Origin of the sequence: Citrobacter sp. Res13-Sevr-PEB04-36 (assembly GCF_015672735.1) — a bacterium.
Taxonomy (GTDB): domain Bacteria; phylum Pseudomonadota; class Gammaproteobacteria; order Enterobacterales; family Enterobacteriaceae; genus Citrobacter.
Map to the genome: position 1 here is coordinate 210951 of NZ_JADABY010000014.1, position 25786 is coordinate 236736.

Annotated in this window: 29 protein-coding genes; 25 read left to right on the forward strand and 4 right to left on the reverse strand. The window is 53.5% G+C overall.

Going from position 1 to position 25786, the window contains the following annotated elements; translation table 11 throughout:
* Positions 1 to 191 precede the first annotated feature (191 nt).
* The 10 genes from prs (at position 192) to mdcH (ending at position 9870) form a co-directional block, all read left to right on the forward strand.
* A complete protein-coding gene (gene prs, locus IMQ48_RS04395) occupies positions 192 to 1052 on the forward strand; it encodes a ribose-phosphate diphosphokinase (RefSeq protein ID WP_196208052.1) in 861 nt (286 codons plus the stop codon).
* 14 nt (positions 1053 to 1066) lie between these two features.
* The gene (locus IMQ48_RS04400; RefSeq protein WP_196208053.1) at positions 1067 to 2557 is read left to right on the forward strand and encodes a nicotinate phosphoribosyltransferase; all 1491 of its coding nucleotides are present in this window, start codon (positions 1067 to 1069) and stop codon (positions 2555 to 2557) included.
* Positions 2558 to 2750: 193 nt separating this feature from the next.
* Entirely contained in the window at positions 2751 to 4406 is a 1656-nt protein-coding gene (gene mdcA, locus IMQ48_RS04405; RefSeq protein WP_196208054.1) for a malonate decarboxylase subunit alpha, read from the forward strand.
* Positions 4406 to 5293 carry a triphosphoribosyl-dephospho-CoA synthase gene (locus IMQ48_RS04410; RefSeq protein ID WP_196208055.1) on the forward strand — a complete coding sequence of 296 codons (888 nt, stop codon included), beginning with the start codon at positions 4406 to 4408 and terminating at the stop codon, positions 5291 to 5293. Before mdcA ends, IMQ48_RS04410 begins: the two co-directional genes overlap by 1 nt.
* On the forward strand, positions 5275 to 5574 hold the full coding sequence (gene mdcC, locus IMQ48_RS04415; protein ID WP_196208056.1) for a malonate decarboxylase acyl carrier protein: 300 nt from the start codon (positions 5275 to 5277) through the stop codon (positions 5572 to 5574). The genes IMQ48_RS04410 and mdcC overlap by 19 nt, the downstream gene beginning before the upstream one ends.
* A complete protein-coding gene (locus IMQ48_RS04420) occupies positions 5567 to 6400 on the forward strand; it encodes a biotin-independent malonate decarboxylase subunit beta (RefSeq protein ID WP_115257326.1) in 834 nt (277 codons plus the stop codon). The genes mdcC and IMQ48_RS04420 overlap by 8 nt, the downstream gene beginning before the upstream one ends.
* Positions 6400 to 7200 (forward strand): biotin-independent malonate decarboxylase subunit gamma, encoded by an 801-nt coding sequence (gene mdcE, locus IMQ48_RS04425; RefSeq protein ID WP_196208084.1) that lies wholly within the window; start codon positions 6400 to 6402, stop codon positions 7198 to 7200. The genes IMQ48_RS04420 and mdcE overlap by 1 nt, the downstream gene beginning before the upstream one ends.
* A gap of 192 nt (positions 7201 to 7392) precedes the next feature.
* The gene (locus IMQ48_RS04430) at positions 7393 to 8352 is read left to right on the forward strand and encodes an AEC family transporter (RefSeq protein WP_196208057.1); all 960 of its coding nucleotides are present in this window, start codon (positions 7393 to 7395) and stop codon (positions 8350 to 8352) included.
* A 3-nt stretch (positions 8353 to 8355) separates the two neighbouring features.
* Positions 8356 to 8973, forward strand: a complete 618-nt coding sequence (locus IMQ48_RS04435) for a malonate decarboxylase holo-ACP synthase (protein WP_196208085.1) — start codon at positions 8356 to 8358, stop codon at positions 8971 to 8973.
* Complete coding sequence (mdcH, locus tag IMQ48_RS04440; protein WP_196208058.1) at positions 8974 to 9870, forward strand: malonate decarboxylase subunit epsilon; 897 nt, start codon at positions 8974 to 8976, stop codon at positions 9868 to 9870.
* 82 nt (positions 9871 to 9952) lie between these two features.
* Here the strand turns inward: mdcH and IMQ48_RS04445 are convergent, their stop codons facing one another.
* Together IMQ48_RS04445 and IMQ48_RS04450 are read right to left on the reverse strand one after the other, a co-directional pair.
* Positions 9953 to 10885 (reverse strand): LysR family transcriptional regulator, encoded by a 933-nt coding sequence (locus tag IMQ48_RS04445; RefSeq protein ID WP_196208059.1) that lies wholly within the window; start codon positions 10883 to 10885, stop codon positions 9953 to 9955.
* Positions 10886 to 10901: 16 nt separating this feature from the next.
* Positions 10902 to 12806 (reverse strand): ABC transporter ATP-binding protein, encoded by a 1905-nt coding sequence (locus tag IMQ48_RS04450; RefSeq protein WP_196208060.1) that lies wholly within the window; start codon positions 12804 to 12806, stop codon positions 10902 to 10904.
* A gap of 131 nt (positions 12807 to 12937) precedes the next feature.
* On the opposite strand from IMQ48_RS04450, the gene kefG reads away from it, so the two are divergent.
* The 4 genes from kefG (at position 12938) to slyD (ending at position 16216) form a co-directional block, all read left to right on the forward strand.
* Positions 12938 to 13489, forward strand: coding sequence for a glutathione-regulated potassium-efflux system ancillary protein KefG (kefG, locus tag IMQ48_RS04455; protein ID WP_196208086.1), 552 nt, complete (start codon positions 12938 to 12940; stop codon positions 13487 to 13489).
* A complete protein-coding gene (kefB, locus tag IMQ48_RS04460) occupies positions 13489 to 15294 on the forward strand; it encodes a glutathione-regulated potassium-efflux system protein KefB (RefSeq protein WP_196208061.1) in 1806 nt (601 codons plus the stop codon). The genes kefG and kefB overlap by 1 nt, the downstream gene beginning before the upstream one ends.
* 9 nt (positions 15295 to 15303) lie before the next feature.
* The gene (locus IMQ48_RS04465) at positions 15304 to 15504 is read left to right on the forward strand and encodes a YheV family putative zinc ribbon protein (RefSeq protein ID WP_042322806.1); all 201 of its coding nucleotides are present in this window, start codon (positions 15304 to 15306) and stop codon (positions 15502 to 15504) included.
* 94 nt (positions 15505 to 15598) lie between these two features.
* A complete protein-coding gene (gene slyD / locus IMQ48_RS04470; RefSeq protein WP_196208062.1) occupies positions 15599 to 16216 on the forward strand; it encodes a peptidylprolyl isomerase in 618 nt (205 codons plus the stop codon).
* A 124-nt stretch (positions 16217 to 16340) separates the two neighbouring features.
* On the opposite strand, the gene IMQ48_RS04475 is transcribed toward slyD, so the two are convergent.
* Positions 16341 to 16559 (reverse strand): protein SlyX, encoded by a 219-nt coding sequence (locus IMQ48_RS04475; RefSeq protein WP_003023639.1) that lies wholly within the window; start codon positions 16557 to 16559, stop codon positions 16341 to 16343.
* A gap of 230 nt (positions 16560 to 16789) precedes the next feature.
* Here IMQ48_RS04475 and fkpA point away from each other — a divergent pair, with 230 nt between their 5' ends.
* The 11 genes from fkpA to bfr all read left to right on the forward strand — a co-directional run bounded on the left by fkpA (position 16790) and on the right by bfr (position 24994).
* Complete coding sequence (gene fkpA, locus IMQ48_RS04480; RefSeq protein ID WP_196208063.1) at positions 16790 to 17608, forward strand: FKBP-type peptidyl-prolyl cis-trans isomerase; 819 nt, start codon at positions 16790 to 16792, stop codon at positions 17606 to 17608.
* Between the two features lie 165 nt (positions 17609 to 17773).
* Complete coding sequence (locus IMQ48_RS04485) at positions 17774 to 18496, forward strand: transcriptional regulator (RefSeq protein ID WP_000091462.1); 723 nt, start codon at positions 17774 to 17776, stop codon at positions 18494 to 18496.
* The gene (tusD, locus tag IMQ48_RS04490; protein WP_196208064.1) at positions 18496 to 18882 is read left to right on the forward strand and encodes a sulfurtransferase complex subunit TusD; all 387 of its coding nucleotides are present in this window, start codon (positions 18496 to 18498) and stop codon (positions 18880 to 18882) included. The genes IMQ48_RS04485 and tusD overlap by 1 nt, the downstream gene beginning before the upstream one ends.
* Positions 18882 to 19241, forward strand: coding sequence for a sulfurtransferase complex subunit TusC (gene tusC, locus IMQ48_RS04495; protein ID WP_196208065.1), 360 nt, complete (start codon positions 18882 to 18884; stop codon positions 19239 to 19241). Before tusD ends, tusC begins: the two co-directional genes overlap by 1 nt.
* A 6-nt stretch (positions 19242 to 19247) precedes the next feature.
* Positions 19248 to 19535 carry a sulfurtransferase complex subunit TusB gene (tusB, locus tag IMQ48_RS04500; RefSeq protein ID WP_196208066.1) on the forward strand — a complete coding sequence of 96 codons (288 nt, stop codon included), beginning with the start codon at positions 19248 to 19250 and terminating at the stop codon, positions 19533 to 19535.
* A 125-nt stretch (positions 19536 to 19660) separates the two neighbouring features.
* Entirely contained in the window at positions 19661 to 20035 is a 375-nt protein-coding gene (gene rpsL / locus IMQ48_RS04505; protein WP_003023654.1) for a 30S ribosomal protein S12, read from the forward strand.
* Between the two features lie 95 nt (positions 20036 to 20130).
* The gene (rpsG, locus tag IMQ48_RS04510) at positions 20131 to 20601 is read left to right on the forward strand and encodes a 30S ribosomal protein S7 (protein WP_135324092.1); all 471 of its coding nucleotides are present in this window, start codon (positions 20131 to 20133) and stop codon (positions 20599 to 20601) included.
* Between the two features lie 96 nt (positions 20602 to 20697).
* Positions 20698 to 22812 (forward strand): elongation factor G, encoded by a 2115-nt coding sequence (gene fusA / locus IMQ48_RS04515; RefSeq protein ID WP_196208067.1) that lies wholly within the window; start codon positions 20698 to 20700, stop codon positions 22810 to 22812.
* A gap of 70 nt (positions 22813 to 22882) precedes the next feature.
* Positions 22883 to 24067 (forward strand): elongation factor Tu, encoded by a 1185-nt coding sequence (tuf, locus tag IMQ48_RS04520; RefSeq protein ID WP_096759316.1) that lies wholly within the window; start codon positions 22883 to 22885, stop codon positions 24065 to 24067.
* Positions 24068 to 24251: 184 nt separating this feature from the next.
* On the forward strand, positions 24252 to 24446 hold the full coding sequence (gene bfd, locus IMQ48_RS04525; protein WP_159137316.1) for a bacterioferritin-associated ferredoxin: 195 nt from the start codon (positions 24252 to 24254) through the stop codon (positions 24444 to 24446).
* Between the two features lie 71 nt (positions 24447 to 24517).
* A complete protein-coding gene (gene bfr / locus IMQ48_RS04530) occupies positions 24518 to 24994 on the forward strand; it encodes a bacterioferritin (protein WP_135324095.1) in 477 nt (158 codons plus the stop codon).
* On the opposite strand, the gene IMQ48_RS04535 is transcribed toward bfr, so the two are convergent.
* On the reverse strand, positions 24991 to 25458 hold the full coding sequence (locus IMQ48_RS04535; protein WP_196208068.1) for an A24 family peptidase: 468 nt from the start codon (positions 25456 to 25458) through the stop codon (positions 24991 to 24993). The genes bfr and IMQ48_RS04535 overlap by 4 nt on opposite strands.
* Positions 25459 to 25786: the final 328 nt, after the last annotated feature.

Genomic DNA, 25786 nt, shown 5'->3' on the forward strand with positions numbered 1-25786 from the left:
AGGTACTCACGATGATGTGCAACGCTGCCAAGTGTACCAGCCCGGTATCGGTGGGCAAGGTGCGTTTTTTTTCCATTGATTATCAGTTGATTAGCGCACGTTGGAAAATACTGTATTTTTTGCTTGCTTAATTAATGTCTTAGAGACATTATTAATTATGTCGAAGGGACACAATTAAAAGGGGAAGCGAGATGAGCGTAAAATTAACCTTAACGCTGGATGACCAGGCTTACGCTATTGCCAGCGGCATTTTTCCTGATGGGGCCGTCTGGTTGAAAGTCACCGACGCGTTGCCATCCTTCGCTCACCAGATGCGCATTCGTGCCACGGCGATGCGCGATATGAACGACTTTATGCTATTGGCGCAGTTGGTCGACGCGGTGCGCCATCAGACCGATGTACGGGTCAGCCATCTTGAACTTCCCTGGCTACCGTGGGCGCGCCAGGACCGACATATGGTGGCGGGCGACAGCTTTGCGCTGAAGGTTTTTGCCCGTCAGCTCAATACGTTGCAGTTCGACAAGGTGAAGGTACTTGACCCACACAGCGACGCGGCGGCAGCAGCTATCGATAATTTCATCACTCTTCCCCAGGAAGCCTGTCTGCTGCAAAGCACGACCTTGCAGCGCCAGTTCCAGCAAAACGCGTTGATGCTGGTGGCTCCCGATGCCGGAGCATTAAAGAAAATTGATGCTGTTGCCAGAGCTGCGGGGGTTGCTGAATACGCCATTTTGAGTAAAAAACGCGATGTCGCCAGCGGTAACCTGACGGGTTTCACGTTGGTTGCCGGGGATGTTAAAGACCGGGATGTGCTGATTGTCGACGACCTGTGCGATGCTGGCGGCACCTTCATTGGTTCCGCCCAGGTTCTACGTGATGCCGGCGCGCGCAGCGTCAGCCTGTACGTCACCCACGGGATCTTTTCTAAAGGCGTTGAGCACCTGTTTGCCAACGGCATTGACGCCGTTTACACCACCACATCGTTAGCGGCCTCTACGCTGGCCCATCCGCAGCTTGAACTTATCGACATTGACGCGATTTACCGCGCCTGAGGGAGACACCTGTTATGAAAATGAATCCAATTTTGGCTATTGATGGCTACAAAGTGTCTCACCGCGTTCAGTATCCGCAGGGCACCAGCCGGGTCTATTCCAACTTTACCCCGCGCAGCGATCGCTTTTTCTCGTCGCCGCTGCCGGATGGCAAGCTGGTGTTCTTCGGTCTGCAGGGCTTTTTGCAGTGGTTTCTGGTTGATTTGTTTAACGAGGCGTTCTTTGCCCGACCGCAGGAAGAGGTGGTCAGCGAATACAAGCAGGTGATGGACGGGTATCTGGGAAAAGATGCCGTGGCGGTCGATCACATTCGTGCGCTGCACCAGTTGGGCTATCTGCCGTTGCACATTAAAGCACTCGATGAAGGCAGCAAAGTGCCGATGGCGGTGCCGGTATTAACCATCATCAATACTCAACCTGAGTTTTTCTGGCTGGTGAATTACCTCGAGACGGCGCTGTCGGCTGAGCTGTGGAAAGCGTCAACCAATGCCACCATCGCGCATCACTACCGCAAAATCTGCGCGCATTGGGCAGAAAAAACCTGTAGCGATATGACGCACCTCGATTTCCAGTGCCATGACTTTTCGTTTCGTGGTATGTCCGGATTGCAGGACACCATGCAGGCTGGGGGCGGGCATCTGCTGAGCTTTAAAGGCACCGACAGTATTCCGTCACTGCTGTATGCCCGTGATTACTACACTGACGGCGAGGCGTATTTCATCGGTGCCAGCATTCCAGCCACCGAGCACAGCGTGATGTGCATGGGCGAGCGTGAACACGAGATCGAAACCTTCCGTCGTCTGATTGCCGATCTGTACCCGCAGGGATTTGTGTCGATAGTCTCTGATACCTGGGATTACTGGCAGGTGCTGACGGAGTATACCCGGGAATTGAAGCACATCATTCTGGCGCGTGAGGGGCGGGTGGTATTCCGTCCGGACAGCGGCAACCCAGTAGATATTCTGTGTGGCACAGGGTTAGATGACGATGGCCGTGCCGAACGTACGCCAGAGGAAAAAGGCTCCGTGGAGGTGCTGTGGGAGATTTTTGGCGGCACGATTAATGCCAAAGGGTATAAGGTGCTCGACCCGCATGTAGGCCTGATTTATGGCGATTCCATTACGCTGGAACGAGCGAATGAAATTCTGCGTCGCCTGGAAGCAAAAGGTTTTGCCAGCTCAAACGTGGTGTTCGGGGTTGGATCGTTTACCTATCAGTACAACACGCGAGATACCTTTGGCTTTGCGATGAAAGCGACCTGGGGAGAAGTGAACGGTAAAGGCCGGACCCTCTTTAAAGAGCCGAAAACCGACAATGGTCTGAAACGCTCTGCCCGCGGGCTGCTGCGCGTTGCGCGTGATGAGCAGGGCGAGTTACGACTGCATGATGAACAAACCTGGCAACAGGAGCAGGAAGGCGAGCTGAAAACCCGCTTCCTCGACGGTAAGCTTTATCACCGTCAACATTTCGACGATATCCGCCAGCGCCTGGCGGCGCAAAAATAATTTCCTGCAAGCGGGTAGCGATACCCGTTTTACTTACCCCGTTTAAATTGATCCTCATCACAAATCGTTACTTCAATTATTACTCTCAAGCTAATGATTCACGCCTACGCTTAATTGATGGTTTTCTCACCAGGGCGCACACTCTTTCCAGTGTTAAGCAATCAAAATGATTCGCTGAATCAGGAGGTTAATAATGTTATCTGGGCAAATGCCAGCACGAGTCTGGAACACCCGCCGCACAGAAAAGCAGCGGCGTCTGGCTTCCGTTCCGGTGCAAGGTAAGGTTCTGCCGACCGCAGACCTGACCGCGATGCTGGAATTACTGATCGCGCCGGGTGACCGCGTGGTATTAGAAGGGAATAACCAAAAGCAGGCAGATTTCTTATCTCGTATGCTGGCTGAAGTTAATCCGCAAAAAGTGCATGACCTGCACATGATTATGCCCAGCGTCGGACGCAGCGAGCATCTGGATATTTTCGAAAAAGGTATCGCTCGCAAGCTGGACTTCTCCTTCTCCGGTACCCAAAGCCTGCGCATCTCGCAGCTACTGGAAGATGGCCTGCTGGAAATCGGCGCTATCCACACCTACATCGAACTTTACTCCCGTTTGTACGTTGACCTGTCGCCGAACGTGGCGCTGATTGCCGGTTTCAAAGCCGACCGCAAAGGTAACCTCTACACCGGGGCGAGCACCGAAGATACCCCGGCGCTAGTTGAAGCGGCTGCGTTCCATGACGGTATCGTCATCGCGCAGGTTAACGAACTGGTTGACGATGAATGCGACCTGCCGCGCGTTGATATTCCGGGTTCATGGATTGATTACGTGGTTGTCGCTGACAAGCCGTTCTTCATCGAACCGTTGTTCACCCGTGACCCGCGCCTGATCAAACAAGAACATATCCTGATGGCGATGATGGCCATTAAAGGTATCTACGCAGAACACCAGGTCCAGTCGCTGAACCACGGCATCGGCTTTAACACCGCGGCAATCGAACTGCTGTTGCCGACCTACGGCGAACAGCTGGGTCTGAAAGGCAAAATCTGTAAACACTGGACGCTGAACCCGCATCCAACGCTGATTCCTGCGATTGAAAGCGGCTGGGTTGAAAGCGTGCACTGCTTCGGCGGAGAGCTGGGGATGGAAGAGTACATCCGTGCCCGCCCAGACGTGTTCTTCACCGGTGCCGATGGTTCAATGCGTTCTAACCGTGCTTTCTGTCAGCTGGCGGGTCAGTACGCGGTCGATATGTTTATCGGTTCCACTTTGCAGGTTGATGGTTATGCTAACTCCTCAACGGTGACCCGTGGACGCCTGTCCGGTTTCGGTGGCGCGCCAAACATGGGCCATGACCCGCACGGTCGTCGTCATGCAACGGCTGCCTGGCTGAACATGATTACCGAACCTGACCCCATGCAGCGCGGTAAAAAACTCGTCGTACAGATGGTCGAAACCTTCCAGGCCGGCGTGAAGCCCACCTTCGTCGAAAAACTCGATGCAGTTGAAGTTGCCAAAACCTCCGGAATGCCGCTGGCGCCGGTCATGATTTACGGCGATGACGTCACTCACGTTCTGACCGAAGAGGGGATCGCTTACCTCTACCGTGCGAAAGATCTTGAAGAACGCCGGGCGATGGTGGCTGCTGTTGCTGGGATCACCGACATTGGTTTGGGCGTTGATGCGAAACGTGTCGCAGAACTGCGGGCTAGCGGCAAGGTTGTCTATCCAGAGGATATGGGCATTCGTCGTACCGATGCGACCCGTTCTCTGCTGGCTGCCGGTAGCGTGTCAGACCTCGTTGAATGGTCTGGCGGTCTTTACAACCCACCTGCGAAATTCCGGAGCTGGTAATGAAACTTCTGTCCCCGATTCAGGTTGAAGGTGGTGCCGAATGGCTGGCGCAAACTGCCACGCAGTGTCTGATTGACGAAGCGCGACTCAGCCCGAAACCCGGTCTGGTGGACAGTCGGGGGAATGGCGCGCATCACGATTTGTCACTCGCGTTGATGGAGCGCTCTGCGCACAGCCTGACCTCTACATTTCAGTCGTTGGCGCAACAAAGCTGGCAGCGTCCAGCGGATATTGCGCTCAGACAAACCATAGGGCGACTCGGTCGCGAAGGCGAGCAACAGATGATGGCGGCCACGGGCGGTGTGAACACCCACCGTGGCGCGATTTGGGCACTGGGATTGTTGGTAAGCGCGGTGGCAATGCACGGTGGCACCGCGAGCGCGCAGCAGGTCGCGGCGACCGCCGCCGAACTGGCAAAACTGCCGGATGCCGCCGCACCCAAAGTGTTCAGCAAAGGGCTGCGTGCGACGCACCGTTATCAGGTGCCGGGTGCGCGTGAAGAGGCGCAGCAGGCGTTTCCGCATGTGATGCAGCGTGCGCTGCCGCAACTGCGCTTAAGCCGGTTTAACGGCAGCAGTGAAACGCACGCCAGGCTCGACGCGCTGATGGCGATCATGACCTCGCTGACCGATACCTGCGTGCTGTCCCGCGCAGGTATGGAAGGGCTGGATGCCATGCAGGACGGCGCGCGTGCCGTGCTCAGTGCCGGCGGCAGCGCTCATCCGGCGGGTCAGGCGGCATTGGCCGCACTCGATAGCCACATGCTGGCGCTGAACGCCTCGCCGGGCGGGGCGGCAGATTTGCTCGCCGCCACCTTGTTCATCGACCGCATCGATTCGTCCTATACACGAAGTAATAAGAGGATGTTATGGAACACATTATGTTAACCGTACCGGCCAGCCGCACCTTAAGCGGTAAAGCGCTGGCTGGCGTTGTGGGCTCCGGGGATATGGAGGTGTTATTCACCGCCGACCAGAGCCAGACGTTAACCATTGATATCACCACTTCTGTCGATAACAGCCGTAGTCGCTGGGAAGCGTTGTTGAACCGTCTGCAAACGGTCAGCAGCCTGCCTGCGGGAAAACTGACGATCCACGACTTTGGCGCAACCCCAGGTGTTGCACGTATTCGTATCGAACAGGTATTTGAAGAGGTGAGCCATGCGTGATGACAGCAGTTTTATCGAATTAAAAGCACGCCAGCGTGCCCACGCGCTGCTTGACGAAGGCAGCTACCGCGAACTGCTCGACCCGTTTGACGGCGTGATGTCACCGTGGCTCGGCGCGCAGGGCATTGTTCCGCAGTCGGATGACGGCATGGTCGTTGCTAAAGGCACCATCAACGGCAAACCTGCCGTGGTGGTGGCGATTGAAGGCGCATTCCAGGGCGGCAGCATGGGTGAAGTGTCCGGTGCCAAAATGGCAGCGGCGCTGGAGCTGGCGGCTGAAGATAACCGCAACGGCATCCCAACTCAGGCTGTTTTAAGCCTGGAAACCGGCGGCGTGCGTTTGCAGGAGGCCAACCTTGGCCTGGCGGCGATTGCGGATATTCATGCGGCGATTGTTGACCTGCGTCGTTACACCCCGGTGGTCGGCATTGTCGCCGGTACCGTGGGCTGCTTTGGCGGGATGTCTATCGCTGCGGCACTGTGTAGCTACCTGATCGTGACCCGTGAAGCACGTCTGGGCCTGAACGGCCCGCAGGTTATCGAGCAGGAAGCGGGGATTGAAGAGTATGACTCCCGTGACCGTCCGTTTATCTGGAGCATGACCGGTGGTGAAATTCGCTACCAAAGCGGGCTGGTGGAAGCGCTGGTCGGTGATGGCGTCAATGCCGTAAAAGCGGCAATGAACGACGCGCTGGCAAAAGGCGTACCGGCAAAACACCGCACCGATAACTACGACTGGTATCTCGACCGTTTGACGAATTTTGACACTCGTAAACAGGCCGATACCGAACAGATTCATGCGCTTTTCGCCCGGGAGGTGAAATGATGAGTAACTCAATAAGCCGTGGCGAATTATGGCTGGAAACCCTCGTACCGAACGCGAAACGTATTGCCGGGCTGTGCCCGTCCGTACAGGCCGCTGATGGTGAACTGAACGGTGAGACGGTGCGCTTTATTGCCGTTGTCCCGGATGCCAATAACCATTACCCACGTGCCGCTGGCGGTGAAGTCGGTCTGCTGGAAGGCTGGACGCTGGCGAAAGTGGTGAGCGAAACCATCGCTGCTGACGCGAATAACGCGGTGAAACGTCCGATTGTGGCGGTGATTGATGTACCAAGCCAGGCTTATGGTCGCCGTGAAGAAGGCTTCGGTATTCACCAGGCGCTGGCCGGTGCTGCTGCGGCGTATGCCAATGCGCGTCTGGCGGGGCACCCGGTCATTGGCCTGATTGTCGGTAAAGCGATGTCCGGTGCCTTCCTGGCACACGGCTACCAGGCAAACCGTCTGATTGCGTTCAACGACAACGGTGTGCTGATTCACGCAATGGGCAAAGAATCTGCTGCACGTATCACGCTGCGTTCCGTTGAGTCGCTGGAGAAACTGGCGGCGACGATTCCGCCAATGGCGTACGACATCAGCAACTACGCCACGCTGGGGCTGCTGGAAAATCTGCTGGATATCAGCAACCCGGACGCGCCATCTGCAAACGATCTGACGCTGGTGTTAAACACCTTGCAGCAGGCCATCAATGATGCTCGTCAGGACCCAACGCTGAAAAGCCGTCTGGGCGCTGACAACCGCCGCAGCTCTGCCCTCGTACGCGAACGTATGCGAGCAAGCTGGTAAGTAAAAAGAGACCTGCAGGATGTACGGCTCCGCGGGCGCAGACGTTGCGCCCGCGTGGGCCACTACATCTGAAAAATAATAATCATCGCATCAGTGCTAAAGCACAAAGTCATTCTGATCGCATCAAGGCAGTCAACGCAGAGGCGGTCTGAATGACGAAGTGGTTTTCTTTTTTTGAATTACAGGTGAAATATGACTTACGTAATTGTTCATGCTCTTGCTCCGATTTTCGTCATCATGCTACTAGGATTCTGGGCCGGGAAGGCCAAAATGGTGGACAACAAAAACGTCTCCCTGCTCAATATCTTCGTGATGGACTTTGCCTTACCCGCTGCACTGTTTAGCGCCACGGTACAAACGCCCTGGAGCGGGATTGTTGCGCAGTCACCGCTGATTGTGGTGCTGACGTTGGCAATGTGGATTACCTATGCGGCCATCTACTTTATGGCGACCAAAGTCTTCAAAAAATCTCCGCAGGATGCCGCCGTGCTGACGTTGACTGTCGCGCTGCCAAACTATGCGGCGCTTGGCTTGCCGATTCTTGGTAGCGTCCTCGGTGAAGCGTCATCAACGCCGCTTTCGGTTGCTGTGTCTATTGCCTGCGGTTCCGTACTGATGACGCCATTCTGCCTGCTGATTTTGGAACGTGAAAAAGCGCTGGCAGCCGGTGGAAACACCGGCTCGACACTGTCAATGCTGCCGGTATTGATGTGGCGCTCTATCAAGAAACCTATCGTGATGGGCCCGCTGTTAGGGGTTATTCTCTCGGCTATCGGCATCAAAATGCCGGAACTGGTGCTGGCGGCGATTAAACCGCTGGGATTGGCAGCGACGGCGGCAGCGCTGTTCCTGACCGGTGTGATCCTGTCGGCCCGTAAGCTGCAAATCAACACCATGGTGATCAGTGCAACCATTACCAAGCTGCTGATTCAGCCTGCTATTGCCTGGGGCATCGTGCTTATCTTCGGTCTGCATGGCTCCGTAGCCATTACCGCTATTCTGATGATTGCGCTGTCTGCCGGTTTCTTCGGTGTGGTGTTCGGTAACCGCTTTGGCGTGCAGTCGCCGGATGCAGAAGCCGTGCTGCTGTTGAGCTCGGTCCTGTGTATCCTGTCGCTGCCGCTGTTTATCTCGCTGACTTCAGGAATGTAAATGATGACCTCAACATTACGCCCGCACGATCTTATCTGGCTGAATGCGCGTGACGCGCTGGAAGGGACCACGGAATCCTGGGTGGATGACGTGTGGCATACCGGCCTGCCGGTGGTTGTACGGCGTGATGTTGACGAGGCAGGGCGTATCCCCGTCGGTGTGCGCGGCATGAAGCGCGATCAGCGGGCGGCGGGTTGGGTGAATCCTGACGCCGTTACCCGCGTCTGCACGCCGGAGTCGCTGGTTGACCCGCAGGCGCTGCTGCGTTCACCGTTTATCTCTCAGCCACCGGTTCAGGTGGCTTTGTTACTGTCACAGCAAGCGTGGCCGTGGACATGGGGTATTACCGGTAGCACCGGTTATGCGCTGGCGAGTGGGATCCCGGTGATTCATGCCAGTAGCGATCTGGATTTGCTGATCCGTGCCCCGCAGGCGCTATCACGCGAGGTGATGGAAAAATGGCAGCAACAGCTTACGGACGGTCTGTGCCGCGCTGACACTCAGGTAGAAACGCCGTATGGCGCGTTTGCCCTGAACGAATGGCTGCGCGACGGCAGGGCACTGTTGAAAACATCGCAGGGGCCGCGCTTGGTGAGCGCCCCGTGGAGCAGGGAGGAGTAAATGAAAATCCTGTTTACCTTTCCGGGACAGGGAACTCAGCATCCGCAGATGCTGCATAGCCTGCCGGGAACGGAATTAGCACAGGCACGTGAAGTGCTGGGGGCAGACGCGGATACGCTGGATTCCCCTGACGCATTGCAACACACCCGAGCGGTACAGTTAGCGCTGTTGATTGCCGGAGTTGCCTGGGCGCGCGAGCTGGAACGTCGCGGCGTTTCACCAGACATTGTGAGCGGGCTGTCGATTGGTGCATATCCGGCGGCGGTGATTGCCGGAGCGCTCGACTTTACAGATGCGCTGACGCTGGTGGCGTTGCGCGGTGATTTGATGGAGCAGGCTTATCCGCACGGCTACGGCCTGACAGCGATTATGGGGCTGACGTTGCCGCAGGTGGAATCGCTGGTGGCGGGTAGCGGAACGTATATCGCCAACCTCAATGCCGAAACGCAGATTGTTATTGCTGGCGCTGATGAGGCAATGGCTGGAGTAGCAAAACGGGCGCTGGAGAAAGGGGCGAGCAAGGCTCACCGTCTGGCGGTTAGCGTACCGTCACATTGCGAACTCCTGGCAGAACCTGCGCAAAAATTGGCAGAGGCGTTTAGCCAGGTGACACTTTCCCGTCCTCGCTACGCTTATCTCAGCGGCAGCACAGGACGCGTACTATGGCAGCCGGAGCGCATTGCCGACGATTTGGCCATGAATATGGCGCGCACCGTGCGCTGGCAGGAGGCGGTTGTCTCCGCCAATGAGCGTGAAGCCCGGCTGGCGATTGAAATGCCACCTGGCGGTGTGCTGACCTGCCTGACGCGTCAGGCGGCGTGGGAAGGGGAGTCAATTTCGCTGGAACGCAGCGGGGTGGACGTTGCTGTACATCTGGCGAAACGGCTGCGTGCATAGTGGTATTGCCCGATGGCGCTGCGCTTATCGGGCCAACAAGATCGGTAGGCCGGAAAAACGCGTTAGCGTTGCCATCCGGCAATCAGGCACTGTTCTTTAAACTCCGCGCATACATCCGCCCTTCGGCAGCTAACGCCAGCAAACTCGGGTCGCGCTCGCGGTTGCGGGCAAAGACAATCGCGATCAGCTGCTGCATTTGATAGGGCTCTGACAGCTTTTGCAGCTTCACGGTATTCTCATACATCTTCTTCATTCGCCCTGGCATCAAACAGAATCCAACCCCCGCCTGCACCAGACTGAGCATTGAGAAAATATCGTTCACGCGAGTGACGATTGAAGGCTCAAACCCGGCGACATGAAACGCTTCCTGGAATCCCGCATAGGTGGCAAAGCCTTCCGCTAACGAGACGAACTTCTCATTGCGATAATTGCGAAGATCCGCCGTTTTGCTGGGATCCAGCGCTGCCGTGATCGGCGCAGCAAGGTAGATATCATCGTGGAACAGCGGCAACACTTCCAGACTGTTACGGTCGATCTCGCTTTCAGAGATAGAGATCAGAATCGCATCCAGGGTACCGCTCTCCAGCATATTCAGCAGGGCTTCGTTTGATCCCATCGTCAGATCCATTTCTAGATCCGGACGGCGCAGCTTCATACCCATAATCAGGTGTGGCACTGTTTCCAGCGTTAACGAGTAGAGCGTGCCGACACGCAAGCGCCCCTGACCGACGCCCGCCGTTTTACGTGCTTCTTCCAGCCCACGCTCCATTAACTGGGTCACTTCCTGGCAGTACTCCAGCAGCGTCCACGCCGCCGGTTGTGCAATCAGGTTACGCCCTTTGTGCACGAACAGCGGACAACGAACGTTCTCTTCCAGCGTATGCAGCGCCCGATGCACGCTCACGCCGCTGATATCCAGCGCCTCGGCGGTACGGGCGATGTTGCCCTTCTCCATAAAGGTCATGAAGATGGTCAGTTTGCGGAAGGTAATATCGTCGGTGATTGATAAGTTCATCGTCCGCCTTTCGTGGTTAGTCGTTCTGCATCATCTGCTCAAGCTGCTCCTGCGCATCCAGCCAGGCCATTTCACACTCTTCCAGCCCGGACTTCGCACTGGCTTGCTGTTGCAGGCACGCGGTCAGTTCGGCCTTGCGGCTTTGGTCGTACAGCTCGCTGTCACCGAGTTTTTCTTCCGCTTGTGCAAGCTGTGCCTGGAGTCTCTCCATCTCTTTTTCCAGACGGGTAATCTCTTTACGCAGCGGCTGGGTCAGGGTGCGTAGTTCGGCTTCACGGCGCTTCTGATCTTTACGCGCCTGGGCACTGTTGACACTCTCTTTTGCCGGTTCATCGCTCTGACTTTCCTGCTTTTGTACCTCGCTCAGCCATTGCTGATAATCCTCCAGATCGCCATCGAACGGTTCGACCTTCTTGTCGTGCACCAGGTAGAGATCGTCGGTGGTGGAGCGGATCAGGTGACGGTCGTGCGACACCACTACCAGCGCGCCTTCGAAATCGATTAACGCTTCGGTCAGCGCCTGACGCATGTCGAGATCCAGGTGGTTAGTTGGTTCATCGAGCAGCAGCAGATTCGGACGCTGCCAGACGATCAGCGCTAGCACCAGTCGAGCCTTTTCCCCCCCCGAGAAGCGAGCGGTCTGTTCGGTGACTTTATCGCCCTGGAAGCCGAAGCCGCCGAGGTAATCACGCAGCTTCTGTTCTAACTCCTGCGGCGCCATGCGAGACAGATGCTGAATTGGTGACTCGTCAGCACGTAAAAATTCTAACTGATGCTGGGCGAAGTAACCGAGCTTAATGCCCTTCGCCAGGCCTATTTCACCGCTAATCGGTGCCAGTTCGCCTGCCAGCAGTTTGATCAGCGTGGATTTACCCGCACCGTTACGGCCTAACAGGCCGATGCGCGAACCCGGCACCAGGTTCAGCTTGATGGAGTCGAGAATAATATTTTCGCCATAACCTGCGCTGACCTTCTCCATTTTTAGCAGTGGGTTAGGCAGGCTTTCAGGGATGCGGAAGCTGAAGTGGAACGGGTTATCGACATGGGCTGGGGCAATCAGCTCCATGCGTTCCAGCATCTTGATACGGCTCTGCGCCTGCTTGGCCTTGGTGGCCTGCGCCCGAAAACGGTCGATATAGCTTTGCAGATGCGCCACGCGCTCCTGCTGGCTTTCGTACATCGCCTGTTGTTGCGCGAGACGAGTGGAACGCTGTACTTCAAATGCGCTGTAGTTACCGGTGTACTCGAACATCGTTTGCTGTTCGATATGAATAATTTTGTCTACCACCGGATCGAGGAAATCACGGTCGTGGGAGATCAGGATCAGCGTGCCCTGATAGCTTTTTAGCCATCTTTCCAGCCAGATAACGGCGTCGAGGTCAAGGTGGTTGGTCGGTTCATCGAGCAGCAGCAGGTCTGAACGGCAAATCAGCGCCTGAGCCAGGTTGAGACGCATGCGCCAGCCACCGGAGAAATCGCTGACCGGGCGTTCAAGTTGTTCGTTAGAAAAACCGAGGCCGTGCAGCAGGCTGGCGGCACGCGAGCGCACGGTCCAGGCGTCGATGGCGTCCAGTTTGCCGTGCACGGTAGCAATCGCATGCCCGTCGTTACGTTCGTTGGCCTCGTTCAACTGTGCTTCCAGTTGACGATACTCGCGGTCGCCGTCAATGACGTATTCCAGCGCAGGCTGAGCAAGCGCGGGCGTTTCCTGATTTACCCAGGCGAGCTGCCAGTTACCTGGGTATGTAAACCCGCCAGCGTCGGCGCTGATTTCATTTTTCAGCAATGCCAGCAGGGTAGATTTACCGCAGCCATTCTTACCCACCAGGCCCACTTTCTGACCTGGATTAATGGTGGCCGTGGCATTTTCCAACAGGACGCGCACGCCGCGACGAATTTGTAACGAGGAGAAAACAATCATAAGGCGCCGTATGTTCAGACTATGTTAATTTATCATTATGATAATGTAATGTGTGGGCGGTTTGCCGCACCGAGGCGCAATGGTAGCCCAAAACGCCGAAAATAGACAAAGACATAACCGGGAGGGGGATGATGTTCCAGCCAGCGAAAGTTTTGCTGCTGTATGCCCATCCGGAATCTCAGGACTCGGTCGCGAACCGGGTGCTGCTTAAACCGGCCATGCAGCTCAGTAACGTTACCGTGCACGATCTTTATGCGCACTATCCTGATTTTTTTATCGACATCCCGCATGAGCAGACGCTGCTGCGTGACCATGATGTGATTGTTTTTCAGCATCCGCTGTATACCTATAGCTGTCCAGCGCTGCTCAAAGAGTGGTTTGACCGTGTGCTGAGTCGTGGGTTTGCCAGTGGGCTGGGAGGAAATCAGCTGGCGGGAAAGTACTGGCGGAGCGTCATCACCACCGGTGAACCCGAAAGCGCGTACCGCTATGACGCGCTGAACCGCTATCCAATGAGCGATGTGCTGCGCCCCTTTGAGCTGACAGCCGGTATGTGTCGCATGCACTGGATGAGTCCCATCATTGTTTACTGGGCCAGACGGCAAACGAAGCCGGAACTGGACAGCCACGCCAAAGCGTATGGTGAGTGGCTGGCAAATCCAATCCCCGTGGGAGGCCGCTGATGGAAGGTTCTGACTTATTGACTGCGGGAGTGCTGTTCCTCTTCGCGGCGGTGGCGGCGGTGCCGCTGGCGTCAAAATTGGGTATCGGCCCGGTGTTAGGGTATTTACTGGCGGGGATCGCGATTGGCCCGTGGGGGCTAGGATTCATCAGCGATGTGGATGAAATCCTGCATTTCTCTGAACTTGGTGTGGTTTTTCTGATGTTCATCATTGGGCTGGAGCTTAATCCGGCCAAATTGTGGCAACTGCGGCGCTCTATCTTTGGCGTTGGCGCCGCGCAGGTGATGCTTAGTGCGCTGATCCTGGCCGGGCTGCTGATGTTGACACACTTCTCCTGGCAGGCGGCCGTGGTGGGCGGAATTGGCCTGGCGATGTCCTCTACTGCTATGGCGCTGCAACTGATGCGAGAAAAGGGGATGAACCGCAGCGAATCGGGGCAACTGGGCTTTTCGGTACTGCTGTTTCAGGATCTGGCGGTGATCCCGGCGTTAGCGCTGGTGCCGTTATTGGCGGGCTCTGGCGATGAACATTTTGACTGGATCAAAGTGGGCATGAAGGTGCTGGCCTTTGCCGGTATGTTGATTGGTGGGCGCTATTTGTTGCGCCCCGTTTTCCGCTTTATTGCAGATTCCGGCGTGCGGGAGGTATTCACCGCCGCTACGCTATTGCTGGTGCTCGGTTCTGCTTTATTTATGGACGCGCTGGGACTGTCGATGGCGTTGGGGACGTTTATCGCCGGCGTATTGCTGGCGGAAAGCGAATACCGACACGAGCTGGAAACGGCTATCGATCCCTTCAAGGGGCTGTTGCTGGGGCTGTTCTTTATTTCTGTCGGTATGTCGCTCAATCTTGGCGTGTTGTATACCCACATCCTGTGGGTGGCGGTAAGCGTTATTGTGCTGGTGGTGGTTAAAACGTTGGTGCTGTATGTGCTGGCGCGCCTGAATGGGATGAGAAGCTCGGAACGGATGCAGTTTGCCGGGGTGCTAAGCCAGGGGGGAGAGTTTGCCTTCGTTCTGTTTTCAACGGCATCTTCACAGCGATTGTTTCAGGGTGATCAGATGGCGCTGCTGCTGGTGACCGTCACGTTGTCAATGATGACCACACCGCTGTTGATGAAACTGATTGATAAATGGCTTTCCCGCCAGATTAACGGCCCGGATGAAGAAGATGAAAAACCCTGGGTGGAAGACGATAAGCCGCAGGTGATTGTGGTGGGTTTTGGCCGCTTTGGGCAGGTGATTGGCCGTTTGCTGATGGCGAACAAAATGCGTATTACCGTGCTGGAGCGGGATATCAGCGCGGTGAATCTGATGCGTAAATACGGTTATAAGGTGTATTACGGCGATGCCACGCAGGTGGAACTTTTACGTTCTGCCGGTGCAGAAGCGGCACAATCGATTGTCATTACCTGTAACGAACCCGAAGATACGATGAAGTTAGTGGAATTGTGCCAACAACATTTTCCGCATTTGCATATTCTTGCGCGCGCTCGCGGACGTGTGGAAGCTCATGAGTTATTACAGGCTGGTGTAACGCAGTTTTCCCGCGAAACCTTCTCCAGCGCGCTGGAATTAGGGCGAAAAACGCTGGTGTCATTGGGGATGCATCCGCACCAGGCGCAGCGTGCCCAACTGCATTTTCGTCGGCTGGATATGAGTATGTTGCGGGAACTGATCCCTATCCACACCGATACGGTACAAATCTCTCGTGCCCGGGAGGCCAGGCGCGAACTGGAAGAGATTTTCCAGCGTGAAATGCAGCGAGAGCGACGTCAGCCGGACGGCTGGGATGAATTTGAGTAGAGGATAACCATGGCAATTCGTAAACGTTTTATTGCAGGTGCAAAATGCCCATCCTGCCAGGCGCAGGATTCACTGGCGATGTGGCGCGAAAATAATATCGATATTGTTGAGTGTGTTAAGTGTGGTCATCAGATGCGAGAAGCGGATAAAGAAGCCCGCGACCACGTTCGCAAAGAAGAGCAAGTGATCGGGATTTTTCATCCGGACTAGCGATATGCCGCAGCTTTTTTTAAGCTAGAGGGTACACAGGTGCAGAATTCCGCTACAATCTGCGCCACTATTCTTTCCATGCTCAGGAGATATCATGAAAGTAGCAAAGGACCTGGTGGTCAGCCTGGCCTATCAGGTACGTACAGAAGACGGTGTGTTGGTTGATGAGTCTCCGGTGAGTGCACCGCTGGACTACCTGCATGGTCACGGTTCCCTGATTTCTGGCCTGGAAACAGCGCTGGACGGTCACGAAGTTGGCGATAAATTCGATGTTGCTGTTGGCGCAAACGACGCTTACGGTCAGTATGATGAAAACCTGGTGCAGCGCGTGCCGAAAGACGTCTTCATGGGCGTTGACGAACTGCAGGTTGGCATGCGTTTCCTGGCGGAAACCGACCAGGGTCCAGTACCGGTAGAAATTACCGAAGTGGAAGACGACCATGTCGTGGTTGACGGTAACCACATGCTGGCTGGCCAGAATCTGAAATTCAACGTAGAAGTTGTCGCTATCCGTGAAGCAACCGAAGAAGAACTGGCTCACGGCCACGTTCACGGTGCAAACGGCCATGACCACGATCACGAACATGGTCACGATGGTTGCTGCGGCGGTCACGGTCATGACCACGATCATGGTCATGAACACGGCGGCGAAGGCTGCTGCGGTGGTGGCGGTAAAGGCAAAGGTAACGGCGGCGGCTGCGGTTGCCACTAATACCCGTCGTTTTTCAACCTACAGCGGTGTTGGCTGTGATTTGAGATTCTTGGGGTAGTAGGCCCGATAAGCATTAGCGTCATCGGGCACAAAAAAAGCGGGGAAACCCCGCTTTTTTTACGTCTCAATAATGCGGCGGCGGTGTCTCTTCGGACTGCGACGCAATGTGGGATGGCTGCGTTGCTTTAAGCTTCTCCGTCAATAGACGCAGATGATCGCGCAGTTTAGCCATTTCCAGTTCGTGAGCGGTGACCGTCACGTTGAGTTCTTCAATGGTGATTTCCTGAAATGCCAGGCGACTTTCCAGCTCAGCCAGGCGGGTTTCCATCGTTGTATCCTGCATGATTCACCTCTTCTGTTATTTCCGGCAGATCGCGGACTGCGGCGAATTTTACTCAACTTTGTCTGTTTGCACAGCACTCATTCCTTCGCAACGAAACTAATTTAAACAAAAAGAGTCTGAAAAGTGGTGATAATAGGGCGTGCCCGTATGTTGATTTGTTCTGCAACGCTTTATAGTACATTTTGTGTTAGTTAACCCTGGGGTGAGATGCCCCGGCCCTGGAGAGATGGATGAAATCACTGTTTAAAGTAACGCTGCTGGCGACCACGATGGCCGTAGCTCTGCATGCCCCGATCACCTTCGCCGCCGATGCTGCGAAACCAGCCGCTACTGCTGACAGCAAAGCCGCATTCAAAAATGACGACCAAAAATCTGCTTACGCGCTGGGCGCGTCTCTGGGTCGTTACATGGAAAACTCCCTGAAAGAACAGGAAAAACTGGGCATCAAACTGGATAAAGACCAGTTGATCGCAGGTGTTCAGGATGCATTTGCAGATAAGAGCAAACTGTCCGACCAGGAAATCGAGCAAACCCTGCAGGCGTTTGAAGCGCGCGTGAAGTCTTCCGCTCAGGCGAAAATGGAAAAAGACGCGGCTGATAACGAAGCCAAAGGTAAAGTGTACCGCGAGAAGTTTGCTAAAGAGAAAGGGGTTAAAACCTCTTCTACTGGCCTGGTCTACAAAGTAGAGAAAGAAGGTACTGGCGAAGCACCGAAAGACAGCGATACCGTTGTGGTGAACTACAAAGGTACGCTGATTGATGGTAAAGAGTTTGATAACTCTTATACCCGTGGTGAGCCGCTCTCTTTCCGTCTTGACGGTGTTATCCCTGGCTGGACCGAAGGCCTGAAAAACATCAAGAAAGGTGGTAAAATCCAACTGGTTATTCCACCCGATCTGGCATACGGCAAAACCGGTGTTCCGGGGATCCCGGCTAACTCCACGCTGGTCTTTGATGTTGAGCTGTTAGATATCAAACCAGCACCGAAAGCGGATGCTCAGCCAGCCGCTGCGCCGGCTGATAAAGCTGCAGACAGCAGCAAAAAGTAAGTCACTAAAAACCGCCGCCCACAGGGCGGCGGTTTTTTATTATCGACAGGATATAATTAATACTGGAAAGCGCCTTGTGCGCTGTATTACTTTAGATGCCCCTAATAGTGATGAGCCTGCCCTGACAACATAACGACAGGCTCCTGAAAAGGAGTGCTTTTTTTCATGTCCAGGTCGCTTTTAACCAACGAAACCAGTGAGCTAGATTTGCTGGATCAACGTCCTTTCGATCAAACCGACTTCGATATCCTTAAATCCTACGAAGCGGTAGTGGACGGGTTGGCGATGCTCATTGGTTCCCATTGTGAAATCGTATTGCACTCTTTGCAGGATTTGAAATGCTCGGCTATTCGCATTGCTAACGGTGAACATACGGGCCGTAAAATCGGCTCACCGATTACCGATCTGGCGTTGCGTATGCTGCATGATATGACGGGTGCGGATAGCAGCGTGTCGAAGTGTTACTTCACACGTGCGAAAAGTGGTGTCTTGATGAAGTCGTTGACGATTGCCATTCGCAACCGTGAGCATCGCGTAATTGGTCTGCTGTGCATCAACATGAACCTTGATGTTCCTTTCTCGCAGATAATGAATACCTTTATCCCACCGGAAACCCCGGAAGTGGGCTCTGCTGTGAATTTCGCCTCATCAGTGGAAGATCTGGTTACCCAGACGCTGGAGTTCACGATTGAAGAAGTGAATGCCGATCGTAACGTCTCCAACAATGCGAAGAATCGTCAGATCGTCCTGAATCTGTATGAGAAAGGCATCTTCGATATCAAAGATGCTATTAATCAGGTCGCCGACCGTCTGAATATCTCCAAGCATACGGTCTACCTCTATATTCGCCAGTTCAAAAGCGGTGATTTCCAGGGGCAAGACAAGTAATGCGTTTTGCTATCGTCGTCACTGGGCCTGCTTATGGCACGCAGCAGGCGAGCAGCGCATTGCAATTTGCTCACGCATTGATTGAAGAAGGTCATGAGTTAAGCCGAGTCTTTTTCTATCGGGAAGGCGTTTATAACGCCAACCTTCTGACATCGCCCGCCAGTGATGAATTCGATCTGGTTCGTGCCTGGCAACAGCTTAACCAACAACATGATGTGGAGCTGAATATCTGCGTGGCAGCGGCACTCCGCCGAGGCGTGGTCGATGAAACGGAAGCTGCGAGGTTGGGGCTGGCTGGGGCTAATTTACAATCAGGCTTTAACCTCAGTGGGCTGGGTTCGCTGGCTGAGGCATCCCTGACATGCGATCGCGTGGTGCAGTTCTAATGAATCGAATCGCTTTTGTATTTTCCACCGTGCCGCACGGGAGCGCATCGGGCCGTGAAGGTCTGGATGCACTACTGGCGACATCAGCGCTAACAGAAGATCTCGGTGTCTTTTTTATCGGGGACGGCGTCTTCCAAATCCTGCCAGAGCAAAAACCTGATCTCATTCTGGCACGGGACTATATTGCGACCTTCAAATTGTTAGGGCTGTACGATATAGAACAATGTTGGCTGTGCGCTGCCTCATTGCGCGAACGTGGTCTTGATACGGACATGAAATTCGTTGTCGATGCGACGGTACTTGAACCTGAAGAACTGCGCTGTGAACTTGGCAACTATGACGTCATTATGAGGTTCTAAACTCGCATGCTGCATACGTTACGTCGTTCCGCGTGGCTGACAGACTTCTCCTCCTTGCTGCGTCTTATTGGTGCAGATGACGAGCTCTTATTGCTCCAGGACGGCGTGACTGCAGCCATAGAAGGTAGCCGTTTCCTTGAAACGCTGCAAAACGCCTCCATTAAGGTTTATGTACTGGAAGAAGACATTAAGGCTCGCGGGTTGGGCGGTCAAATTTCAGACAGTGTCGTCAGGGTTAGCTATACTGACTTCGTCAGACTTACGGTGAAGCATCCCAACCAGATAGCCTGGTAATTGCGGGATCGTTGTATATTTCTTGACACCTTTTCGACACCGACCTAAAATTCTGCGTCCTCATATTGTATGAGGTCGTTTTATTACGTGTTTACGAAGCAAAAGCTAAAACCAGGAGCTATTTAATGGCAACAGTTAACCAGCTGGTACGCAAACCACGCGCACGCAAAGTTGCAAAGAGCAACGTGCCTGCGCTGGAAGCCTGCCCGCAGAAACGTGGTGTATGTACCCGTGTATATACCACCACTCCTAAAAAACCAAACTCCGCACTGCGTAAAGTATGCCGTGTGCGTTTGACTAACGGTTTTGAAGTGACTTCCTACATCGGTGGTGAAGGTCACAACCTGCAGGAGCACTCCGTGATCCTGATCCGTGGCGGTCGTGTAAAAGACCTTCCGGGTGTTCGTTACCACACCGTTCGTGGTGCGCTTGACTGCTCCGGCGTTAAAGACCGTAAGCAATCTCGCTCCAAGTATGGCGTGAAACGTCCTAAGGCTTAATGGTTCTCCGTTAAGTAAGGCCAAACGTTTTATATTAATGTCAAACTAAACTCTTAGAGTTTTGGACAATCCTGAATTAACAACGGAGTATTCCCATGCCACGTCGTCGCGTCATTGGTCAGCGTAAAATTCTGCCGGATCCTAAGTTCGGATCAGAGCTGCTGGCTAAATTTGTAAATATCCTGATGGTAGATGGTAAAAAATCTACTGCAGAAACCATCGTATACAGCGCCCTGGAGACCCTGGCTCAGCGTGCTGGTAAAGATGGCCTGGAAGCCTTTGAAGTAGCCCTCGAAAACGTGCGCCCGACTGTCGAAGTTAAGTCTCGCCGCGTTGGTGGTTCTACTTACCAGGTACCAGTTGAAGTCCGTCCGGTTCGTCGTAATGCTCTGGCAATGCGTTGGATCGTTGAAGCTGCTCGTAAACGCGGTGATAAATCCATGGCTCTGCGCCTGGCGAACGAACTTTCTGATGCTGCAGAAAACAAAGGTACTGCAGTTAAGAAACGTGAAGACGTTCACCGTATGGCAGAAGCCAACAAGGCGTTCGCACACTACCGTTGGTAATCCCTTCGGAGTAATAGTCACCAGGCGGGCGCTTCCTGTAAGCAGCCCGCTTTGGGCTACTTAAATTGAACGCCTAAAAGATAAACGAGGAATCAAATGGCTCGTACAACACCCATCGCGCGCTACCGTAACATCGGTATCAGTGCGCACATCGACGCCGGTAAAACCACTACTACCGAACGTATTCTGTTCTACACCGGTGTAAACCATAAAATCGGTGAAGTTCATGACGGCGCAGCCACCATGGACTGGATGGAACAGGAGCAGGAGCGTGGTATTACTATCACCTCCGCAGCGACTACTGCGTTCTGGTCTGGTATGGCCAAGCAGTATGAACCGCATCGCGTAAACATCATCGACACCCCGGGGCACGTTGACTTCACTATCGAAGTAGAACGTTCCATGCGTGTGCTTGATGGTGCAGTAATGGTTTACTGCGCAGTTGGTGGTGTTCAGCCGCAGTCTGAAACCGTATGGCGTCAGGCTAACAAATATAAAGTTCCACGTATTGCGTTCGTTAACAAAATGGACCGCATGGGTGCGAACTTCCTGAAAGTTGTTGGTCAGATCAAAACCCGTCTGGGCGCGACTCCTGTTCCGCTGCAGTTGGCTATTGGTGCTGAAGAACATTTCACCGGTGTTGTTGACCTGGTGAAAATGAAAGCCATCAACTGGAACGAAGAAGATGCAGGCGTAACCTTCACTTATGAAGATATCCCGGCAGACATGCAGGAACTGGCTGAAGAATGGCACCAGAACCTGATCGAGTCCGCTGCAGAAGCTTCAGAAGAGCTGATGGAGAAATACCTGGGTGGTGAAGAACTGACTGAAGAAGAGATCAAGAAAGCTCTGCGTCAGCGTGTTCTGAACAACGAAATCATCCTGGTAACCTGTGGTTCTGCGTTCAAGAACAAAGGTGTTCAGGCGATGCTGGATGCGGTAATTGATTACCTGCCATCCCCAGTCGACGTACCTGCGATCAACGGTATTCTGGACGACGGTAAAGATACTCCGGCTGAGCGTCACGCTAGCGATGAAGAGCCGTTTGCTGCTCTTGCATTCAAAATCGCTACCGACCCGTTCGTGGGTAACCTGACCTTCTTCCGCGTGTACTCTGGCGTGGTTAACTCTGGTGATACCATCCTGAACTCCGTGAAAGCTGCACGTGAGCGTTTCGGTCGTATCGTTCAGATGCACGCTAACAAGCGTGAAGAGATCAAAGAAGTTCGCGCGGGCGACATCGCTGCTGCGATCGGTCTGAAAGACGTAACTACGGGTGACACTCTGTGTGATCCTAACGCGCCAATCATTCTGGAGCGTATGGAATTCCCTGAGCCGGTAATCTCCATCGCGGTAGAACCGAAAACCAAAGCTGACCAGGAAAAAATGGGTCTGGCTCTGGGCCGTCTGGCTAAAGAAGACCCGTCTTTCCGCGTATGGACTGACGAAGAATCTAACCAGACCATTATCGCCGGTATGGGTGAGCTGCACCTCGACATCATCGTTGACCGCATGAAGCGTGAATTCAACGTTGAAGCGAACGTCGGTAAACCTCAGGTTGCTTACCGTGAAGCGATTCGCGCGAAAGTTACCGATATCGAAGGTAAACACGCTAAGCAGTCTGGTGGTCGCGGTCAGTACGGTCATGTTGTTATCGACATGTACCCGCTGGAGCCGGGTTCAAACCCGAAAGGCTACGAGTTCATCAACGACATTAAAGGTGGTGTAATTCCTGGCGAATACATCCCGGCCGTTGATAAAGGCATCCAGGAACAGCTGAAATCTGGCCCGCTGGCTGGCTATCCGGTTGTTGATCTGGGCGTGCGTCTGCACTTCGGTTCTTACCATGACGTTGACTCCTCTGAGCTGGCGTTTAAACTGGCTGCTTCTATCGCCTTCAAAGATGGCTTTAAGAAAGCGAAACCTGTTCTGCTTGAGCCGATCATGAAGGTTGAAGTAGAAACGCCGGAAGAGAACACTGGTGACGTCATCGGTGACCTTAGCCGTCGTCGTGGTCAGTTGAAAGGTCAGGAATCTAACGCTACTGGTGTTCAGATTCATGCTGAAGTTCCGCTGTCTGAAATGTTCGGATATGCAACTCAGTTGCGTTCTCTGACCAAAGGTCGTGCATCTTACTCTATGGAATTCCTGAAGTATGATGATGCGCCGAACAACGTTGCTCAGGCCGTAATCGAAGCCCGCGGTAAATAAGCCGTAGGTTAAAAACCAAAATCCCGTGCTCTCTCTATAAGGGGAGAGCACTATAGTAAGGAATATAGCCGTGTCTAAAGAAAAATTTGAACGTACAAAACCGCACGTTAACGTCGGCACCATCGGCCACGTTGACCACGGTAAAACTACTCTGACCGCTGCAATCACCACCGTACTGGCTAAAACCTACGGCGGTTCTGCTCGTGCATTCGATCAGATCGATAACGCACCGGAAGAAAAAGCACGTGGTATCACCATCAACACTTCTCACGTTGAATATGACACCCCGTCTCGCCACTACGCACACGTAGACTGCCCGGGCCACGCCGACTATGTTAAAAACATGATCACCGGTGCTGCGCAGATGGACGGCGCGATCCTGGTTGTTGCTGCGACTGACGGCCCGATGCCGCAGACTCGTGAGCACATCCTGCTGGGTCGTCAGGTTGGCGTTCCGTACATCATCGTGTTCCTGAACAAATGCGACATGGTTGATGACGAAGAGCTGCTGGAACTGGTAGAAATGGAAGTTCGTGAACTTCTGTCTCAGTACGATTTCCCGGGCGACGATACTCCGATCGTTCGTGGTTCTGCTCTGAAAGCGCTGGAAGGCGAAGCTGAGTGGGAAGCTAAAATCGTTGAACTGGCTGGCTACCTGGATTCTTACATCCCGGAACCAGAACGTGCGATTGACAAGCCGTTCCTGCTGCCTATCGAAGACGTATTCTCCATCTCCGGCCGTGGTACCGTTGTTACCGGTCGTGTAGAGCGCGGTATCGTTAAAGTTGGCGAAGAAGTTGAAATCGTTGGTATCAAAGAGACTGCGAAGTCTACCTGTACTGGCGTTGAAATGTTCCGCAAACTGCTGGACGAAGGCCGTGCTGGTGAGAACGTTGGTGTTCTGCTGCGTGGTATCAAACGTGAAGAAATCGAACGTGGTCAGGTACTGGCTAAGCCGGGCTCTATCAAGCCGCACACCAAGTTCGAATCTGAAGTTTACATCCTGTCCAAAGACGAAGGCGGCCGTCATACTCCGTTCTTCAAAGGCTACCGTCCGCAGTTCTACTTCCGTACTACTGACGTGACTGGTACCATCGAACTGCCGGAAGGCGTAGAGATGGTAATGCCGGGCGACAACATCAAAATGGTTGTTACCCTGATCCACCCGATCGCGATGGACGACGGTCTGCGTTTCGCAATCCGTGAAGGCGGCCGTACCGTTGGTGCGGGCGTTGTTGCTAAAGTTCTGAGCTAATTACTCGTTAATTAGTTTTGAATTGAAAAGGGCGCTTAGGCGCCCTTTTTGCTGCCTGATATTTGACACCTGTAATATTTATTCGCATTTTTCGCAAGCCGCGGCGGCATACAAACAGTATTGTGCTATTGTAATCATAACTATTCTCATTTACACTTTGCGCATAAATTGAACGGGAGCGATCATGTACGTTTGTTTGTGTAATGCGATAAGTGATAAAAAAATTCGTCAGGCTGTTCGCCAGTTTCATCCGCAATCCTTTCAGCAATTACGTAAATTTATTCCTGTTGGAAATCAATGTGGTAAGTGCATTCGCGCCGCGCGTGAAGTGATGCAAGATGAGTTAACAAAAATGCCTGAATTTAAAGAGATCGCCTAAGTCACACTCTTTTTTTTGACATCCCTGTAGCCCCATCTACGCTCTAAGAGTGGAAGCGGAGGGACTATAAAATGAAAGGTGATGTTAAAATCATAAATTATCTCAATAAACTATTGGGAAATGAGCTTGTCGCGATCAACCAGTATTTTCTCCATGCCCGAATGTTTAAAAACTGGGGGCTGACTCGCCTCAATGATGTTGAGTACCATGAATCTATTGATGAGATGAAACACGCCGATAAATATATCGAGCGTATTTTGTTTCTGGAAGGACTCCCAAACTTACAGGACTTGGGTAAGTTAGGGATTGGCGAAGACGTCGAGGAGATGCTGCAGTCAGATCTTCGACTTGAACTGGATGGCGCAAAAGATTTACGTGAAGCCATTGCCTATGCCGATAGTGTTCATGACTATGTCAGTCGGGACATGATGATAGAGATCCTGACTGATGAAGAAGGGCATATTGACTGGCTCGAAACGGAGCTGGATCTGATTGGAAAATTGGGATTGCAAAATTACTTGCAGTCGCAAATTAAAGTCAGTGACTAAACGCCCCGAATCAGATTTACCCCGCCAATAATAAAACCCGCAGCCGCCAGATATGGCCCAAAAGGCAGCGGGTTTTTTAGTCTTTTTTTTCCGTGCCTTACATATTCAGCTCCCATCATGCAGCACGCTAAACAAGCCGCGAGGAAGACCAATAGCGGTAATGATTCCCACCGATGCCAGGCACCCAATGCGGCGAGGAATTTTACATCACCATAGCCTAATCCCTCATATCGCCGCACCAGGCGATAGCCCCAGTAGATCAGAGAAAATGCGCTATAGCCTGCTATGGCTCCCCAAAGTGCATCGGATAGGAGTGCCGGTTGACAGCACTGGTAGTAAATAAGACCGCACCAGAGAAGAGGGCAGGTCAACCTGTCGGGTAATAACCCGGTACGTAAATCCTGGGCCCAAAGCAGCCCACATAGTGAAATGTAGAAAAACAGAAAGGGGAGATCGGTGTACATGCGTGAATCCTTTGTGGAAATAGATGCCACCTTCAAGAAAACGTGTCGGCCATACAAGGCTCGATTGCTCATTCTGTCGGCTACTTTCCAGGTAAATTACGATGCACAAGTACCTCTGCATTCCGAGTGGAATCATGCTCGCATTACCGGTTGAGTGATTAATATCTACACGGTGCTTGCGTAAGGCTGAGATTTACGTATAATGCGCGGGCTTGTCTAATATTGACAGCGGTTCGATATGAGCCACCGGTACTGCGAAAGCGATACCAGACAATGTTCCCAATCGGGGAACTCTGTAAGAACGGTTACACTCTCCCATCAATCGTAA